At 65.2% G+C, this 20,075-nt stretch carries 8 protein-coding genes; 4 read left to right on the top strand and 4 right to left on the bottom strand.

The window, feature by feature from the left end; translation table 11 throughout:
- Positions 1–66 precede the first annotated feature (66 nt).
- From pgi to JDV76_RS02975, 3 genes are all read left to right on the top strand, one after another.
- Positions 67–1,707 (top strand): glucose-6-phosphate isomerase, encoded by a 1,641-nt coding sequence (pgi, locus tag JDV76_RS02985; RefSeq protein ID WP_198735408.1) that lies wholly within the window; start codon positions 67–69, stop codon positions 1,705–1,707.
- Positions 1,708–1,989: 282 nt separating this feature from the next.
- Complete coding sequence (locus JDV76_RS02980) at positions 1,990–3,825, top strand: DNA methyltransferase (RefSeq protein WP_198735407.1); 1,836 nt, start codon at positions 1,990–1,992, stop codon at positions 3,823–3,825.
- 12 nt (positions 3,826–3,837) lie between these two features.
- Complete coding sequence (locus JDV76_RS02975; protein WP_198735406.1) at positions 3,838–6,807, top strand: restriction endonuclease; 2,970 nt, start codon at positions 3,838–3,840, stop codon at positions 6,805–6,807.
- Between the two features lie 325 nt (positions 6,808–7,132).
- Here JDV76_RS02975 and JDV76_RS02970 read toward each other — a convergent pair whose 3' ends face one another.
- The 4 genes from JDV76_RS02970 to JDV76_RS02955 all read right to left on the bottom strand — a co-directional run bounded on the left by JDV76_RS02970 (position 7,133) and on the right by JDV76_RS02955 (position 18,916).
- Positions 7,133–16,369, bottom strand: a complete 9,237-nt coding sequence (locus JDV76_RS02970) for a type I polyketide synthase (protein ID WP_248140850.1) — start codon at positions 16,367–16,369, stop codon at positions 7,133–7,135.
- Positions 16,370–16,811: 442 nt separating this feature from the next.
- Entirely contained in the window at positions 16,812–17,504 is a 693-nt protein-coding gene (locus JDV76_RS02965) for a TetR/AcrR family transcriptional regulator (RefSeq protein ID WP_198735404.1), read from the bottom strand.
- A gap of 87 nt (positions 17,505–17,591) precedes the next feature.
- A complete protein-coding gene (locus JDV76_RS02960) occupies positions 17,592–18,005 on the bottom strand; it encodes a YccF domain-containing protein (protein WP_198735403.1) in 414 nt (137 codons plus the stop codon).
- Positions 18,006–18,067: 62 nt separating this feature from the next.
- A complete protein-coding gene (locus tag JDV76_RS02955; protein WP_198735402.1) occupies positions 18,068–18,916 on the bottom strand; it encodes an Fpg/Nei family DNA glycosylase in 849 nt (282 codons plus the stop codon).
- Between the two features lie 933 nt (positions 18,917–19,849).
- Here JDV76_RS02955 and JDV76_RS02950 point away from each other — a divergent pair.
- Positions 19,850–20,017, top strand: a complete 168-nt coding sequence (locus tag JDV76_RS02950; protein WP_198735401.1) for a hypothetical protein — start codon at positions 19,850–19,852, stop codon at positions 20,015–20,017.
- The last annotated feature ends 58 nt before the right edge of the window (positions 20,018–20,075 follow it).

The raw sequence follows: 20,075 nt of genomic DNA, 5'->3' as shown, positions 1-20,075 counted from the left end.
CCCTGACTGGGCATCCTCCCCTGCACCCCGGACCAGCGACCGACATCCCGATATAAGGAGACGTCCATGCCCAACGACATCACCAGCACTCCGCAGTGGAAGGCACTCGCCGAGCATTACCGGCATTTCGCCGGCACCAACCTCCGAAGCCTGTTCAGTGAATCCCCCGACCGGGCGGACAGGTACACGATCGACGCTGCCGGACTGCGGGTCGATCTGTCGAAGAACCTCGTCTCCGACGAGACGGTCGACCTCCTGGTGGATCTCGCCGAGGCGGCCGACCTCAAGGGACGCACGGAGGCGATGTTCACCGGCGAGCACATCAACATCACCGAGGACCGCGCTGTCCTCCATACCGCGCTCCGGATGCCCGTCGAGGACGAGCTCACCGTCGACGGACAGGACGTCGCCGCCGATGTCCACGAGGTACTCGGACGGATGCGGGACTTCTGCCACGCGCTGCGCTCGGGAGAATGGCTCGGCCACACCGGACACACCATCAAGACCGTGGTCAACATCGGTATCGGCGGCTCCGATCTGGGGCCCGCAATGGCGGTGAAGGCGCTACGTTCCTACGCCACCGCCGGAATCGACGCGAAATTCGTGTCCAACGTGGATCCGGCGGACATGATTGCCGCCCTCGATGGCCTCGATCCGGGTTCGACCCTCTTCATCGTGGCTTCCAAGACATTCACCACCCAGGAGACGCTGGCGAACGCCCACGCCGCGAAGCGCTGGCTGCTGGAGGCATTCGACGGCGATGAGTCCGCCGTGGCCAAGCACTTCGTCGCCGTGTCCACCAATGCGGAGAAGGTCGCCGAGTTCGGCATCGACACAGCCAACATGTTCGGGTTCTGGGACTGGGTCGGCGGCCGGTACTCCGTCGATTCCGCCATCGGGCTGTCCCTCATGGCGGTCATCGGGCCGCAGGACTTCATGCGCTTCCTCGAGGGATTCCACGACATGGACGTCCACTTCCGCACCGCCCCCATCCGCGAGAACATCCCCGCGCTCATGGGCCTGTTCGGTATCTGGTACGGCGATTTCCACCGCGCCGGCACCCACGCGGTGCTCCCCTACTCGGAGGACATGTCGCGTTTCCCCGCATACCTCCAGCAGCTGACGATGGAGTCCAACGGCAAGTCCGTGCGCATCGACGGCTCCGCGGTGAACTGCGCCACCGGCGAGATCTACTGGGGTGAACCCGGCACCAATGGGCAGCACGCCTTCTACCAGCTGATGCACCAGGGCACCCGCATGGTCCCGGCCGACTTCATCGGCTTCGCCCGCCCGAAGCAGGACCTGCCCACCGCCGACGGCACCGGCAGCATGCACGACCTGCTGATGAGCAACTTCTTCGCCCAGTCCAAGGTCCTGGCCTTCGGCAAGAACAAGGCCGAGATCGCCGACGAGGGTGTACCGGAGAATCTCGTCACCCACAAGGTGATGCCCGGCAACCGCCCCTCCACCACGATCCTCGCCGAGGAGCTGACCCCCTACATCCTCGGCTCCCTCATCGCCCTCTACGAACACATCACCTTCACCCAGGGCGTGATCTGGGACATCAACAGCTTCGACCAGTGGGGCGTCGAGCTCGGTAAGAAGCAGGCCGGTGACCTGCTCCCCGCCGTCACCGGTGCCGAGGAGCCCGAATCCGGCGACTCCTCTACCGACTCCCTGATCAACTGGTACCGCTCGAGGAAGTAGCTCCCCTGCCACGATCATCAACCGACGCCGTCCCCGTCCGCGCATCAATCAGCGGGCGGGACGGCGTTTGGTTGTTCCACCCGCTGCCCATCCGCCGAGGCTGATACGGCGGAGCGAGGACCCGGGAGAAGGCGGGGCCGGGGTTCATTCGGTGGGGTTCCGGACCCGACAGTGGCGGGGTCCGTGGCCCGCTACCGTGGTCGAGGCCGTCGGTATAGTTGAGAAATTGCGCGGATCCACGCACCTTCGGCCCACGTCTGCCACCAGATGGAAGGTAACCCCGTGACCAAAGAACACGTCGATGTTCCCCACGCCAGCCCCGACTTCCGCACCGATCTCGCCCGGAAACTCGCCGATCTGGCCCCCGAGATCATCAGTGACGGACAACTCGATGTCGCCAAGCTTTCCAAGCTCCTCGGGGACGACGCAGCGGTCGGCCCCGAGCGTTTCGGTCTCCACTGGCCCGGCAAGCGCGATGCACAGCGTGTGGCACAGATGCCGACGACGGCGACCCTGAAACCGGATCACGACCGATCAAAGGACTGGGATACCACGAGCAACGTCTTCATCGAAGGCGACAATCTCGAGGTCCTCAAGGTTCTGCAGAAGCACTATTACGGCACGATCACAATGATCTACATCGATCCGCCGTACAACACCGGCAGAGACTTCGTGTACAAGGATGACTTCCGCGACGGCATGAGTGCCTACCTCAACTGGACCGAACAGACCGACAAGAGCGGCAAGCTCTCCTCCAACGCCGAGACCGCCGGACGCTACCACTCGAACTGGCTCAACATGATGTACCCGCGCCTGAAGTTGGCGCGGAATCTCCTGTCCGACAACGGCATTTTCATGGTCTCCATCGACGACAACGAGCAAGCAAAGCTACGGGATCTCTGTGACGAGATATTCGGTGAGCAGAACTTCATCACCTCGTTGGTTCATCAGCGGGCGAAGGGCGGCGGACAGGCGAAGTACGTCGTCAAGGGTCACGATCTCATCCATGTCTACGCCCGTTCCATCGCGCACGCCCCGCCACTCATGCGGAAGAAGGTCATCCAGGGCAAGGTCGTCCATCGGGACGGCGTCGCCTACCTCCGCAATGACGACGTGATTCGTAGGGTCTTCGGAAAATATGAGAAGGGCACCGAACGGCGATGCTTCTACGAAGAGATCGAGGAGCTGAAGGGCCCGGACAAGAAGATCAAGATCGACGCCGAGCTCGCGTCAGGTGCCCTCGAGCTGGAAGTCGACGAGAAGACGGGGAACCACATCGTCGTGCGGTATGAGCCCGTGAGCGAGGCGAAGTCGAAGATGTACTCCATCGTCACAGCCCTTTCCGAACTCGGGAAGAATGATCTCGCTGAGCTGGGCATGGAAGAGTACTTCTCCTATCCGAAGCCCACGGAACTACTGAAACTGCTCGTGTCCGCGGCCATGCCCGCCGACGGTACGGTGCTCGATTTCTTCGCCGGATCGGGGACAACGGCCCACGCTGTGCTGAAGTTGAACGCCGGAGACGGTGGCCGGCGCCGGTGCATCTCGGTTCAGCTTCCGGAACCAACCCCTGAGGGTTCCGCCGCGCGCGACGCCGGATTCAGCACCATCGCCGATATCTCCCGCGAACGCATCCGCCGTGCAGGCGACCGGATCGAATCCGGGGAGACCCACCGGGGCCACCGGAACGAGCAGCTCGACACCGGATTCCGGGCCTACACGCTGGCAGACACGAACTTCGCCACCTGGCGGGTGACCGCGGATGTCTCCGCAAACGACCTGGGTGACCTGTTTGAATCGGCACGGAACTCCGCGAAGAATGACGCGACACCGGAGGACCTGTTCATCGAGATCCTGCTGAAACTGGGCCTGTCACTGACCGAGAACTACGCGAGAACCACCCTCGCCGGGCTCGAGGTATTCAGCGTCGATCGCGGGCTCGTGATCGGGTACCTCAACAAACACGTCAAGCCCACCCTCGGACAACTCCGCGAGGTGGTTGACGCCACAGAGGCCCGGCTGATCATCCTGGAGGATTCCTTCCACGGCGACGATGAGCTGAAGACGAACCTCGTGCAATTGTGCAGGACCCGTGGCATTGATCTGTCGATCGCATAGAGGAGTTCAGCGGTGAAGTTCGTTTTCGATGACAGACAGCCCCACCAACTCGAAGCAATCGACGCCGTCGTCGACCTATTCCGGGGCCAACCCACCGATGCCGATGCGTTGAGCACCGTTCTGGTGCGTGACGGCGACGACACTCCCACCTCCCCCCGGCGATCCGGCGGACAGGGGGAACCCGGTATCGATCTGGCCGACGAGATCGGCGCGGTGGGTAACAGCCTGTTCCTGGACACCTCGACGCTCCTGGAGAACCTCCAGCAGGTCCAGGACCGCAACGGCCTGGAGGTCGCAGAGTCGCTGGTCGACGGTCTGCAGTTCGATGTCGAGATGGAAACTGGTACCGGCAAAACCTATGTCTACCTGCGCACGATCTTCGAGCTTGCGAAGCGCTACGCTTTCCGCAAGTTCATCATCCTGGTGCCTTCAGTGGCGATCCGGGAGGGAATCAACACCTCGATCGAGCTAATGCGGGAGCACGTCCGCGTCCTTTACCCGGAGCAACCGTTCGATGCGTTCGTCTACTCGGGGAAGAAACCCGAGGAGGTTCGTTCATTCGCCACCTCCACCGGTGTCCAGGTCATGGTGATGACCATAGCGTCGCTACGCGGAGACAAGAACAACCGGATCATCCACCAGCGGCACGACCGACTCAATGGTCTGAAGCCGATCGAATTTCTGCGGGCCGTCCGGCCGGTCGTCATCATGGATGAGCCGCAAAATATGGAATCCCTCCTGTCCCAGTCAGCGGTTGGGGAACTCAACCCGTTGTGCACGCTGCGCTATTCGGCCACCCACCGCACCACGCGCAACACGGTCTACCGGCTCGACCCGGTCGACGCCCACGAGCTCGGGCTGGTCAAACAGATCGTGGTCGCCGAGGCCATCCAGGACGGCGAGACCACGGCTCCATCCATCAAGCTGCTCAAAGTCAGGAACAAGCCGAGTTTCCAAGCCCAGCTCGAGCTGGTTGTTTCGGGCCGGGGCGGATCACTAACGCGGGCCCGGAGATGGGTCACATTGGGAGTTGATCTCGAGGATGTCACTAGGAACCCAGCGTACGGGGGTAGCTGGCGAATCGACGAGATCAGCCTGGAACCGGAGTACATAACGCTCACGAACCACCCCGGAAAACTCCTCGTCGGCGAGTCGATTGGTGGGGCATCGGGGGGCATCTACCGGGAGATGATTCGCGAAACCATCCGCGAACACCTACGCAAGGCCACCCAGGCCCGGCCAGAAGGGATCAAGGTGATCTCCCTTTTCTTCATCGACAAGGTCGCTAACTACCTCGGATCGGGGAACAACAACCTCGACGCCGACGGCGATTTCGCGAGGTGGTTCGACCAGATCCTCAACGAGGAACGGAACAAGAATCCGGACTGGGCGGCGACTGTACCTGGTCAGGCACGGGACCTGAGGTCCGGATATTTTGCACAGATGCCGAAAGGCAAGGGCACGACGAAGACTGTCACCTTCGTCGATTCATCGGGAACGACGAAAAAAGATGATGACGCGTACGAGCTCATCATGAGGGACAAGTCCCGGTTGCTCTCCGAGGATGAGCCGGTCCAGTTCATCTTCTCCCACTCGGCGCTGCGCGAGGGGTGGGACAACCCTAACGTCTTCCAGATCTGTACCCTGCGCGAGATGGGTGGGGAAACCGAACGCCGTCAGACCATCGGCCGTGGCCTCCGGTTGCCCGTCAACCAGGCAGGTGAGCGACGAGCCGACCAGAGCTTAGCCCAGCTGACCGTCATCGCCAACGAGTCCTATCGCGAATTCGCCGCGGGGCTGCAGGCCGAATACAAGAACGCCAATGTCGCGATCGGGCATGTCCGTGAGGGGGAGTTTGCCCGCATCATCGTCAGCGACGACACCGGAGAACACCGCCTCGGGTTCGCGCGTTCAAAGGAGATCCACGAGCACCTGCAGCAGACCTCCTTCATCGATGCCGACGGCACGGTCCAACCTTCTTTCCGCCCCGATGTACCCGGTTTCACCCTCCAGCTGCCCCATCCCTACAAGGTGATCGAGGGTGAGGTCATCGACCGGATCACCACCTGCGTCAGCGGTATCACCAGGCCGAGAACGAAGCGGGTCAGCCGCAGGCTCAACAAACAGATCTACTCGACCAGTGAGTTCGAGAGATTCTGGGAAACCATCACGGCGCGCACCACGTACCGGGTGAGCATCGAACGCCGGAAGTTGATCGACGCGACTGTATCCGCGATCAGGGATGCCCCGGCGATCTCCCCACTCCAGATCCGCGTCACCCGCGCGGGAATGGAGATCACCCGTGGTGGCCCGAAAACAGTTGAGCAGGCAACGCAGTCGAGCGTCCTGCCCCGGGAGTACCCACTGCCCGATATCGTCGGACAGCTTCAAGAGACCATCTCCCTAACCAGACAGACGATCATCGACATTCTGATCGAGTCCGGCAGGCTCCCCGACTTCCTCGCCAACCCGAACGACTTCACCGTCATGGTCAGAAACGCGATTGATATGCACCTCTCGTCGATCCTGGTTGACGGTATCCAGTACGAGAAGATCCACGGTTCCATCTACGAGCTGCGTGATCTCCAGGCGGACGGAATGGCGGAGAAGGACCACTTCATCGACCAGCTCTATCAGGTGAAGAACACCAAGAAGACGGACTTCGACTATGTCATCTACGACTCCGAGGTCGAGCGACAGTTCGCCGAGCTGCTCGACAGCCGTGAGGACATCAGGCTGTTCATGAAGCTACCGGAGAGGTTCAGGATCGATACGCCCGTCGGCCCATATCATCCGGACTGGGCGATCGTGAAAGTGGAGAACGGCGCGGAACGAATCTACATGATCCATGACACCAAGGGCACCCTCGATCCGGCGAAGCGCCGTCCCTCGGAGAATGCGAAGATCGCCGCGGCCCGTAGGCACTTCGCGGCGATCGGTGTGAACTACGAGGTGGGGGCTCCGGGAGGATGGGCCCTGTGAGTGTGGACCTGGGCCCGGCGGCCCGGGAGAACACTCCTCGAAGCCCGGGTGGAGACGAACCACAAACCACGACCAAGCGTCGCCGCGATGCAGTCCCTCTGAAGATCAGGTGACACCGACCGGCATGATTCGACGGTGGGGCGGGGCCGGATCCTGATCATCACGCCGTACTCGCCGTGACTCCAGCGGAAACAGAAACTCGATGAGAAGAACGACACCTGGATATCTCCACCAGGACAGGTAACCCCGGTCCCACAGACGTTCAGATCGTAGTGATCTGCGCTTGTGGGTGCCGGGGCCCTGCTCACATCAGGTGTTCAGCGGGTCAGGCCCGCGGGAACACGCCGTCCTCCCCCAGCCGGACATCGGGGTCGAGGATCAAGTTGATCTCCGCCTCGTGTCCGCCCTTTTCGGGGAGTCGGCGCCCGACGGGCACCTCGTAGAGCGGTGCGCGGCCGATCATGCCGGCCTCCAGCCTGCGGACACCGGCCTGCAGTCGGGTGCTGGCCCGCCGGCGCCATTCGTCGACGTCGTATCCGGCGTTCGCCAGGGCCTTCTCGAAGCAGGTTGGGTGTGCGAGCACCACGACGGCGGAGACGTGTCCGAAGCCGAGCGAGGTGAGCACCCCGGCCTTCACTCCCCCGACCCCGAGGTCGAGCGGTTCCCGCAGCCACACGAGGTTCGTGGCCTTCGGCGCGATCGCGGGATCGACGCAGTCGAGGGCCGCGTTGGCGGGCAGCTCACCGGTCGCGAGAATGTGGGTCAGGCCGCCGATCTGGAAGAGCGCGGCACCGCCCTTGGCGTGGCCGGTGAGCGTCTTCTGGGAGACCACGAACATGGGGTTGTCCGTGCCCCGGCCGAGAGCCGCCCACAACTGGGAGTGCAGCTCGGACTCATTGGGGTCGTTGGCGTTGGTCGAGGTGTCGTGCTTGGACACCACGCGCACGTCGTCCGGGGTGAGGCCCAGACCCTTCAGGTTGCGGGCCAGGGCGGAACGTTCCCCACCACGGGCGGCACCCAGGGCACCAAGTCCGGGGGCCGGGATCGAGGTGTGCGCACCGTCGGCGTAGCTCTGGGCGTGGGCGACGACGGCGAGCACGGGCAGGCCGAGCTTCGCCGCGACATCACCGCGGGCGATGATGACGGTGCCGCCGCCCTCGGCCTCGACGAAGCCGCCGCGGCGACGGTCGTTGGCGCGGGAGTAGAAGCGCTCGTCGATGCCCTTGTCCGCCATCGCCTGCGAGCGGGCGGTGGCGTTCATGTCGCCGAAGCCGGTGAGCGATTCGACGCTGATGTCGTCGATACCGCCGGTCACCACGACCTCCGCCTTGCCGACGCGAATCTTGTCCACGCCCTCCTCCAGGGAAACGGCGGCGGTGGCGCAGGCGGCGACGGGGTGGATCATGGCGCCGTAGCCGCCGACCCAGGACTGCATGACGTGGGCTGCGACGACGTTGGGCAGGGCCTCCTGCAGGATATCGCTGGGGCGGTCCTCACCGAGGAAACGGGAGACGAACACCTTGTGCAGGGATTCCATGCCGCCGATGCCGGTGCCCTGGGTGCAGGCGACGTCACCGGGGTGCACGGCGGTGAGCAGTTCGGCCGGGGTGAACCCGCTGGTGAGGAACGCGTCAACGGCGGTGACGAGGTTCCAGCAGGCGATCCGGTCGAGGCCGTCGATCATGGAGGCGGGGATACCCCAGTGGGCGGGGTCGAAGCCGGTGGGCATCTGGCCGCCGACGGTGCGGGTGAGGCACGCCCGGCGCGGGATCGAGGCGCGGGCGCCCTTTGCCTTGTGCACCGTCCACTCGCCGTCGGCGTTGACGGAGATGCGGGTGGTGGCCGGGTCGGCGTCGAGGTAGTCGCGGGCCTCGGATTCGCTCGCGACGGTGAATTCGATGTCGCGGTCGAGGTAGACGGTCGCGAGGTCGACGGAACCCTGATCGACGAGGGTGAAGTCATCGACGAAGGTACGGATACCGGAGCGGGCGACGACCTCATCACGGAAACGGTCGTAGATGTCCTCCTCGGCGACCGCGGCCCCGGAGTCGTCGTACCAGCCGGGGGTGGGGTCCTCGGCCCAGGTGATGAGTCCCATCATCCACGCGAGTTCCATGACACCGGCGGCGGTCAGATCGACGCTGCCGTCACGGTGGATCCCGTACTCGGCTTCGGTGCGGGTACGGCCCGAACCCCAGGAGGAGACTTCCCCGACGCCGACGATGACGATGAGGTCCTCGAGGTCGGTGGTCACCTCGCCGATGTCGACCGGCTGCGGCTGGGCGCGGCGGGCCGGGGTGGGCAGGGCCCGGATCGTGGCGACCGTGTCCGCCCCGTCATCGGCGCCGGCTGCTGCGGCGGCGAGAGCATCGCGGTCGATGCTGCGGGCGAGTTCGGGCAGGGATACCTCGGCGTCGGCGAGACCGCCGGTGAGATCGATGTCGAGCGGTGCGCGGGTGGCGCGCTCGCGGGCGTCGGAGGTCGCAAGTGCGAGAAGGTCGCCGGTGATCTCGTCGGGCGTGTAGACGTGGATACCGGCATTCTCCGCGGCGGGCACGAGGAGGTCATTGCCGCCCATGAGGTTGGTTCCGGAGACCCAACCGATGCGTGCCTGCGCGAGACTGATGTACTCGGGCCAGCCGGTTTCGGACTGCCACTTGGCGAGGATCGCGTCGAAGGCGGCCTTGACCTCACCGTATGCTCCGTCACCGCCGAAGGTTCCCCGGTTCGGGGAACCGGGCAGCACGACGTGGGCGCGGGTGCCGACGGAGCCGGTCGCCGCGAGTCGGGCGAGCCCGGCGATGGTGCGTTCGACGGACCAGAGCAGCAGTCGGGCCTGATTCTCGGCGGCGCCTCCGGCATCGGCGAGCGATCCGGAGACCCTGGGGGCGGCGAACGGGAATGCGAGCGTCGGGATGAGCGCGGGTTTGGTCACGGTGACCTTCTCGCCGACGGTGACCTTCTCCTCGGTGCCGATCCAGTCGATCAGGGAATCGACGTCACGGAAGGAGGACATGTTGGCGGGAACCAGCCAGAGCCGGGCACCGGCGGTGGCGTGCTCGGCGTAGAGGCTACGCGCGTATTCCTTACGATCCTGGGAGGCGCGGGATGCGGTCATGATGACCGTTGCGCCGCGCTCCAGGAGACCGGCGACGATGGAACCGGCGATGGAGCCGGGAGCGGCACCGGTGACCAGTGCAACCTCCCCGTCGAATTCCGGCGTGGAATCCCCGGTGGCTGCCTCGGCGATGCGGGTGAGCAGGTCACGTCGTGACGCATCATCGGTGTGCTCCGCCCACCAGCGGGCCTGACCGGCGACGGTCTTCCCGGTTCCTGTGAAGCGGGCGAGGATTCCCGCGCTGTCGGCGGTGTCGACGGCTGCGGCACCCACCGCGATGCGGGCGAGTTCCTCGCGGGCGACGGCCCAGCGGTCGTCGAAGAGCACCGCGCGGGTCGCGTCGAAGGCGGGGGTGACGAGTTTCAGCCACTGCGGGCCGAGTTCCGCTTCCACGGCTTCGAGCAGGGAGCCGTCCGCCGTCTCGGCGTCAGGCGCCTCCGGCTGCGGGGTGAGTCCGAGCTTGTCGAGGATCGCACGGGCGGTCTCCGCGAGAACACCTTCGGGTCCGGTGACGGTGTCGGCATAAGCGTCGAGGGCTGCGGAGTCGATCACTCCGCCGCCGCCGGATGCGGAGCCGCCTCCGAGGGAGACCTCCACGCCGTTGGCTGCGGCGACTGCGCGGACGGCAGCGTCGATGAGCGTGTCGAAGTCGGCTGCAGAGGTCGGCTGGGAGCCGGGCAGGGTTCCCAGTTCACCGCCCCGCACCGATTCCTCGGTACGGGTTCCCAGAACGAGTTCGACCTCGACGGGGGCAACCCAGGTGGCGGGGAGGCTCCAGGTTCCGGTAACCCGGTCGCCGATGCGGGATGCCTTGGAACCGGCCTGCGCCGCGAGGGTGCGCAGTCGGGCACCGGTCAGTTCGGAGAGCACCGGGCCGAAGGGCGTGTAACCGGGGGCCGCGGTGGTGACGCGGGATTTCAGCGTCGTAACATCGGCTTCAGCGGCACCGTCGATGGTGGGGACGCCGAGTTCGGCGGCCATGTCCATCAGGAGCTGGTTCCGGCGGGAGGACACCCCGTTGGTAAGGGTTTCGGTGGTGTCGGTTCCGGTGATCTGCTCGGGGCGGAGCTTGTTCTGCGCGGCGAACAGCGTGATGATGGCGTCGGCGGCGGTGAAGGTCAGCTCCGGTGCGGGACCCGCCGCCGGTTGGCCTCCCGCCGGTGCGGGGCTCGCCGCAACGGCCGCGACTTCAGCGGTGGCCGGTACAGTGTCCGGGGTAGCGGCTTCGGTACCCGGGGCCACGCCCGCGGGTTCATCCGTACCGGCGTCAACCTCGTCATCATCGGCGGTGTCCGTGGCGGGTGCGTCCTGCTGATCAGTCAGGTAGACCGTCGGCTCGTCACGCTCCAGGTTGTACACCGAGGTGTTCGCGGTGGCGAACTGCGGCAGTTCAAGGGTGCGGGCCAGGAGATTCGCCAGTGTCGGGGAGGACGCCAGTCCCACTTCGACGACACGCTCAACGCCGTTCTTTCCGAGGAGCAGGGCCTGGGTCTCGATCCATCGGACCGGGGAGGCGAACTGCCAGGACAGCAGCTCGATGAGCAGCAGTCGGGCGAGCGCCTTCGGATCGGTATCGGCGAGGCCCTCGAATGCGCCGTCCTGTCCGAGCAGTTCCCGGAGCGGTTCTGCGGGAACGACCTCCAGGATGGACTCCGCGAAGTCGCGGGTCAGTTCGAAGGGACGCGCCACGAGGTTCGGGATGTAGCGGCCCACGAGCGCGTCAATGTCGAGGTCCGTGGGGAGCAGGGCGTCGAGTTTCTCCGCGAATGCGGCGACACCGGGGCGGAGTACCGAGGAATGGAAGGGTACGTCGATACCGGGGATCGGGATGAACGCCCGGCGTCCACCCGCGGCCTCGGCGCGGGCGGAGGAGTCCGCCTCCAGTGCCTTCAGTCCCGCGAGGGTTCCGGCCACGGCGTACTGCTGGCCGGCGACGTTGAAGTTCACGATCTCCAGGAACTCACCTGAGGCGTCCGCGATGGAACGCACGTAGTCGACGACCGCGTCATCATCCACGCCAAACTGGTTCGGGCGCAGCGCTCCGAGACCGTAGTTGGAGCGACCGCGTTCGTCCCGGGGGACGAGGGAGTGCATGGCGGAACCGCGGGAGAAGACGATGTCGATGACACCCTCGAGCTCGAAGATCCCGGCGGTAGATGCCAACGAGGTGTACTCGCCAAGGGAGTGCCCGGCGTACATGGAACCGGGCACGAGCAGGCCCTCGTGACGCAGCCGCTCGGTCTGTCCGTACGCCACGACGGCGAGAGCAACCTGGGTGAACTGTGTGAGATAGAGCACACCCTTGGGGTGTCGGTAGACGGTCTCCCCCACCTTCAGCTCGACGGGATTGTCGTCGACGACCTGGATGATGGAGAACCCGAGTGCGGTGCGGGTGTGTTCGTCGGCCCGCTGCCACACGGCGCGGGAGGCTGCGGATGCAGCACGGTCAGCGCTGGCCATCCCCTGGGCCTGGATGCCCTGACCGGGGTAGACGTAGGCGGTGGTGGGGGCGTCGAGGAGTGCCTGCCCCCGGGAAACCACCACGCCGTCGATACGGCAGGTCACCTCGATGGCCGGGTTCGGGCCGCTCCGGCCCACGCGTTCGACGGTGATCTCGACAACGTCATCGAGCTGCACCATGCCGTACATGGAGTAGGTCCAGCCGAGCAGTCGGGCGGGGCGGGACCCGGGCTCGGTGGCGGTCGCGAGATGCTGGGCGGTGGCCGAGAGCCACATCCCGTGCACGAGCGGTGCGTCAAGGCCGACGAGGCGGGCCGCGTTGGTGGAGGTGTGGATCGGGTTGTAGTCACCCGACACCACGGCGAAGGGCGTCATGTCGCCCGGCGCGGTCACCGTCGCGCGGCGGATGAAGCTGCGCGGGGTGTCATCGATCGTCGCCTCGACCCCACCGAAGTCCGGGGCCGCCGGTGCGGGGTCGGTGGTGGTGACGCGGCCGCGGATGGCGAAGCGTTCCACCATCGTCGCAATGACAGTCTCGCCGTGGCGGAGCACGAGATCGACGGTGACGATGCGGCCCGAGGCGGACTCGTCGAAGGGGCGGGTGCGGGCCTCGACGTCGATGTGCCGGTCGGTGCCGTCGCGCAGTTCGTCGAGCGGGACCCGGAGATCCACGCAGTGGTCGAGGTGCACGGCGTTGAGCAGACCCTCGATGACGGGGTAGCCGTCGGAGAGCTTGCCGGAGCCGAGGGCGGTGTAGATCGCGGGCCAGCAGGGACCGACGAGGGCGTCAGCGGTGCCGGGCGCCGTGCGGACACCGGTGAGTGCTGCACCGGTGACTGCGGTATGCGCGGTGAACAGGTGCGCGGGCAGTGTGAAGGAGTCCCGGACGACACCGAATGCCGACCCCTCCTCCTCATGAACTCGGGGAAGGTCGGTGATGTCGTCACCGGCCGCGGAGGTTGAACCGACACCGGCGACACCGGCGAGCAGAGCGTAGACGCTGTCGGGGAGGTGCTCCCGGGAGACCACGGGGACCGCACCGGTGGCGCATGAGTCACCGAGCAGCACGGGGATGTCGACGTGCTCGATGACGAAGGGGTGCTCGCCCTCGAGCCCGTCCCAGTAGGAGTCGCAGAGGATGCGGATCGTCCAGGGGTCACCGTCGGTGTCGGGTTCGAGGAGTTCGAACGCCTCCGGGTCGAGAACGTGAGCGGGGTTGTCGATGAGGTGACCGTGCCACACGATGTGCGGGGCCGCCAGCAGGAAATCCCGTTCGGTGACAGCGGAGGCCAGTCGGGAGAACACCTCGTGGACGGGGGCGTCGTGTTCCCGGAGGTCTTCGACGCAGGCGGCCTCGAAGCGTCCGAGGAGTTCGGCGACGGGTTCATCGACGCGGTCGATGCCCGCGACGGAGACCGGACCGGGGATGCAGCGGACTTTGTCGGCGTCGTAACGCTCGTCGTGGGCCTGCCACAGGGTGTCCAGCCCCCACCAGCGGGCGATGTCGGCGTCGATGGCGGGTACCCAGGGCATGGGCTTGTGGTGCTTGCGGTTCAGTCCGATGAACCAGGCGGCGTCCCGGGCACCGACGATGGTGTCGGTTGCCTCCGGATAGCGGGCAAGCAGTTTCTCGACGGCGGCGGGACCGTCGGAGATGGAGTCGATGTCGGGGAACAGGGTCGCGATCTCGCCATGGTCGGCGGGCGCGAGGCGCGCCTCGATGCGGTGCACGAGGTCGAGGAAGCGGTCGGACCAGGTTGGATCGGTCCAGGGCCAGGCGAGTTCGACGAAACGCTGCAGCCACTGCGCGTAGGTCATCTCGGAGACCTCACCGAAGTAGGGCTTCGCGGTGGCGTCGAGAGCGGCGATGATTTCATCGCGGCGGGCGGCGACGGCCTCGTTGGAGGAGGTGTCCAGGGAGCTGAGCAGGCGGGAACAACGGGCTGAGGAGTTGTCCACCTCGTACATGTCGGCGTGCAGGTGGGAGAGCCCCGAGGTGACCCCGCCGCGGGAGTTCCCGCGTCCGACCCAACCGCCGGCGTCATCCGGGTCGACGCCGGGCGTGTCGACGAGGAGCTGCTTGACCTGCGGTGAGGTGGTGGCCTCCTTCGTGGTCATCGCTGCGGTGCCGACGAGGACCCCGTCGACGGGCATGGCGGGCATGCCGTGGCGGGTCGCCCAGGATCCGGTGATCCACTGTGCGGCCTTGTCTGGGGTGCCGATGCCGCCGCCGACGAGGACCACGACGTTGTCGTGGGCCCGGATCTCCGCGTACGTAGTCAGCAACAGATCATCGAGGTTGACCCAGGAGTGGTGTCCACCGGCGTGCCCGTCCTCGATCTGCATGATGACCGGGGTGTCCGGGTTGACCTCCGCGATGGCGAGGCACGCTCGGATCTGCTCCACGGTTCCGGGCTTGAAGCAGACGTAGGGGAACCCGTCGGCGTTGAGTCCGGTGATGAGCTCGGTGGCTTCCTCAACCTCGGGGATACCCGCGGAGATGGTCACGCCATTCAGCGAGACGCCCGTGGCGCGTGCCCGGGAGACAATGCGCTGTGCCCCGAACTGGAGGTTCCACATGTAGCGGTCGAAGAACATCGAGTTGAACTGGGCGCAGCGGCCCTGTTCGAGCTGCGCAACGAGTCCGTCCCGGTTCTTGGCGAAGACCTCCTCCGAGTACTGTCCGCCACCGGCCATCTCCGCCCAGAATCCGGCATTCGCCGCGGCGGCGACGATGCCCGGATCGACGGTGGTCGGGGTCATACCTGCGAGGATCACCGGAGAGTTGCCGGTGAGGGCGGTGAACTTCGTCTCCACGCTGAAGGAACCGTCGGAGAGGTGCAGGAGCTTCGGGGCGAACCGCGAAAAGTCACTGGCCTGCGGTAGTTCAGTGCCGGGGGTCGCCAGCTGGTCCCGAGCCGCCACGGTTGAGGCATCGACGATTGCGATTCCCCGGCCTTGCAGGAGGGGACGGGTCATCCGGTCCAGAGCCCCACCCGGGTCGATGACCAGCAGGTGCGAGCAGTTGTCGAGGCAGTCGCCGAGTTCCGTGTCCCAGTCGTGGTGGTCAACCAGGATCGAACGGGCGAGATCGGCTGCGGGGACATCCCCCAGGTCGCACCGTGCGGACAGAGCCGCGGCGCGGTCCACAGCCGGGGTCATCGCGGAGTGGTGGAAAGGTGCGGCGACCTCGAGGACGTTGAATACGGGTTCGATCAGTGAACCGCCACGCTTCTTGTCGATGATCCCCGCATTGTGGGTCTCCGCGGCAGCAACGAGGGCACCCCGGACACGCACCAATCCCTCGAATGTCCCGGCGAGAACGAAATGCCTCGGGCTGTTGCACAGCGCGACCTCGACGCCAGATCCGGGGAGTTCCGCAATCGCGGCGTCGATTCCCTCACGGCAGAATCCGCGGACACTCAGCATGCAGGACTCATCCGAGCTGATGCCGAGGTCACGTGCGCGGGCGGAGGTCACCGCACCAAGAATGAGCGCGAAGGCGACGACGTCAACCAGCCGGGAGCGGTCCCCGTCGGCGATGGCGCCAGCTGCGGCGACACCGAGACTTCCTTGGGAATGGCCGGCGAACCGCCAGGAACTCAGGGTGACTCCTGCGTCAGCGAGCTGATGAAGAGCGCCGATCTGCGCGAGCGTGATACCCGCGATGGAGACCGCGGGCTCCCGGTCGATGGGCAGCCGGTGCGGAGCCGCCCCGCCGATCAGGGAGTGCAGACGTTCGCGGGCACCGGGAACGATGATCGAGATGTCACGGGCAACCGGGGCGCAGCGGTGCCAGGCCGCATCGAGCAGCTCATCAAGGAGTCGACCGGTCGATGTGTCCGTCACGCTGTCGGCCAGCGCCTCGACCCACTGTGACGCCTGTCCGGCGAACAGGATCCCCGGGTGTGGGATCTGATGCAGTGGGGTCTCACCGGCGGTGAAGCTCGTGATGTCGTTGGTGTCGGCGTGGGTGGTGGTCACTGATGGGACTCCTCGGGAAGACGTTGACGGTGGCACGCACGCGTCGGCCACCCGGCCCGGAACCCCAGGGCTGTGGGAGCTGGTTTTCCGTCGCGTCCGTCCGCCGTCGTACTCGGATTGACGGTGCTGACTGCTGATCGACGGCTCCATCCTGTTCCCCACGTCCAGCGGCCAGCGAGGGCACCAGGGCATGCGAACAGATGACGGACCCGTCTCTCCGGAGCGTAAGACAGTTAGGTTAGCCTGTCGAATACATTTCTGTATCAAAGCGATACGATCCTGTATCGCAGCCGCTCACAGCCGCGGCAACCGCCGATGTGTTCTTTCCCGCAACCGCCACGGGATGACGAGATACTGTTTCACACGGTCGTCCAACTGGTTGCCCCCGCACCGGTTGAGCACATGCGGGACATGACACTCACGGCCCCTTGCCGTACCGGAGTTACTCCGACACATCCTCATTCGCGGGCCTCGACGAGGCCATCAGCAGAGTGAGGACGAGATCCAGGATGTCGTCGAGCTCGAGCATCGTCCCCCGGCGGTGATGCTCCGCTTCAACGTCCGCCAGCCGATCTCGCCACACCGACACTCCCGTGTAGCGCATCGTGATACCGATGACCGCCTGCGCGATCGCTTCAGTGCGTTTGACTGGGACCCGGTCAACCTCCGCGAGCATAAGCTCGAGAGCCCTCCCGACGCCGACAACAAAGTCGCGGTTGATCTCCATGAACTGCATCGCCCACTCCGGTTCCCGGGCAGCGCGCGCGAGGAGTTCGTTGTGCAGGACGAGGAAATCCCGGTCCAACCCCAACCGCTCCCGGGTCCGAAGCAGAGCATCGGCCAGTTTCTCGGCCGCGACCTCAGCCGAACATGTCCTGCGTCGGACACCGGGGTGGAAACCCGCGACCCACTCCCGGGTCACGGCGTCGAGAAGCTCGATCACCCGCGAATACTCGTCCCGGACCACCAGGGTGAACAGAGCGTCCTTGTCCGCGAAATTGGAGTAGAACGCGCCTCTGGTGAAACCCGCGGTCTGGCAGATCCGCTCCAGCGTGCAGCCCTCGAAACCGTGGGAGACGATAACCTCCCGGGTCGCCGCCACCAGCTTGGACTGGGTCTCCGGATTACTGCGCACCGTACTCATCTCCTTGAGGTGTCTCACCGGCGCCGCCTGCCGCCGGAACAGGACGCCGACATAGCGCACCGTCTCACTTTCAGTGGGTCACATCTGCACCATCGGGCGGTACCCGACCGGGATCCGGTCGTTGTCGACGATCTGCTTACCGAAGGGGAAACAGGTCACCGGGATCATCTTCAGGTTCGCCAGCGCAAGCGGGATACCGATGATCGTCACTGCCTGGGTCACCGCCGTGGTCAGGTGCCCGAGGGCCAACCAGAAACCCGCGACGACGAACCAGATGACGTTACTGACGGTATTGAGCCCACTGACCCCGGTGTCCGGGACGATGACGGAGCGGCCGAACGGCCACAGTGCATAGTTGGCCATCCGGAAGGAGGCCACTCCGGCAGGGATCGTGACGATGAAGAGACACGCGACGACCCCGAAGATCACGTAGGACAGAGCCAGCCACACGCCGCCGAATACGAACCAGATGATGTTCAGGAGGAGCTTCATGCCCTCATTCTATGGCCGCCGCCTGTACGTCCACTGTGCCGCACCCCTGAGAACGACACGGATCACCGACCGTCGCCGACCCAGCCGTCCGGCGCCGGCTGACAGTGGGGACACCACCAGATGACCCGCTCCAGTTCCCCGTCATCCCCGCCCCTGTCGACGCCACCGAGGAAACTCTGCTCAATCGGGATCCCGCACCTGCGGCACGGGCGGTGGTTCCGTCCGAACACATAGGCCGTCTCCCCTGAACGTTTCACACCTGTGGTCACCCGCACCGGTTCACTGCGATTCGCCCACATCAGTCGGCGGGTCACATCGAGAATCTGATCCACGTCCACCTCAGACACGGGCGTCGCGGGGTGGACACCGCACAGGAAACAGATCTCCGCGCGGTACTCGTTGCCTACCCCGGCCAGATTCCTCTGGTCGAGCAGTGCTGCACCGATGGCCCGGTCCGGGCGGACCAAAATGCGGCGCCGCGCCTCATCCCGTCCCCATTCAGTCCAGTCGTCGTAGAGCACGTCCGGCCCGAGATACCCCATCCGCTCCCGGTACTCGGACGCGGGGAACACCTGCACGAGGCCCAGGTCGAAGCCGACGACCTCGATGGGCGCACGGTCGGGGCCGTCACTGAGCCGGAGCACCACCCGCGCCGCGTGCCCGGGTTTCCGCCACCGGGCCCCCTTCCGGTGCACGGACCAGGTGCCCTCCATCTTCAAGTGCGTGTGCAGGATCCGGTCGCCGAAAGACATGAACAGGTGCTTGCCCAGCGGCCACACCGCCCCGACCGTCTCCCCGGTGAAGGAGACGGTGGCGTACCGGGGCACGCGTATCGACGTCGAGGTCACCTCGCGTCCGCACATGAACTGCATCCGCGCGGACAGCTGGTAGACGGAATCACCCTCGGGCACGGGGCTCCTTTCGGGATAATGGCGTACCTCATCAACCTGTGGATGCTGGCGATCCTCGAGTACCGGGTAGGAGCGCCTTAGAAGCGAGACACGACGCTCCACACGATCACCAGCTACATGTCCCGGTGCCGGGTCCGTGGTAGTCCAGTCGGGCTGAACCAGAGTCTTCTCCCTGTACCCATCGGTGTCACCGCCAGAATGCCACGGCCATCCTTCCGTAAGGTTCACCCGGCCACTACACCGGATCGACGATGGTGGTCATGCTCCCACCGTAGACCCTTCCCTGATATCGACGGGTTCGACTACCGTCGCCACACCGACATCCATTGTGCGGAACCGCGATTGTTCAGGTGATTCGCCTGGCGGAATAACCCCACATCACTGTGTACAAGTTGTACACAGTGATGTGGCATCCGTAACGCTGTCCCAGTTCACAATCAGAGTGACTACATCGCTGCCGCACAGAATGAGCCGGTAGAGATCACGTCCCGAGGTATCGGACGCCGATCCGTCGTTATCTCGCCCGAGTTCTTCGACCGGGCGGTGCTGGCGATGGAAGAGCTGGCGGAGATCCCCGCAGCCGACGAGTCACAAAAGGAGACCGGAAGGGTCTCCCACGAGAAACTTGAACGCGAACTCAGGCTCTGATCCAGGCTCATGCCCCATACGATCAGTTACGTTCCATCAGCCGCGAAAGCCCTACGCAAACTGGACAGAACCACTGCCCGCCGGTTGCTCACCGTAATCCGGGTAGGCGTCAGACCCACACGAGGGTGTGTCCAGCTCAAAGGGGGCAGATGGGAGGATGAAATCCCTTACCGCGGGCGGGAAACTCCACACATTCACGAACAACGTTATCCTCGGCGGCACATCCGTTGGAGCTCCACGCGCGGATCACAATAACTACGGACACGGTAAACAGGGAGAATAGTGATGATTCTCAGAACAGTCGTCACGCTCATCGGAACAGGCGCGATTTTCTTCGTCTTTTTCGGTGTACTGCAGAACTGGGACATGAATTCTGCGGCGACGAGCATCTTCGCTCTGCTGTTTAGCGCGGTGTTCGCGTATCTCATCTTCCGCACTCCCCGGAAGAAATAAACGCAGGAGCTCTCGACCGAATTGTGCCGACACCACACTGGACCGGTCCCCGTTCCCA

It is taken from the genome of Corynebacterium marambiense (assembly GCF_016342275.1).
GTDB classification, from domain to species: Bacteria; Actinomycetota; Actinomycetes; order Mycobacteriales; family Mycobacteriaceae; genus Corynebacterium; species Corynebacterium marambiense.
Note: the sequence above shows the minus strand (reverse complement) of the source record. Positions and strands in the feature narration are given on the sequence as shown.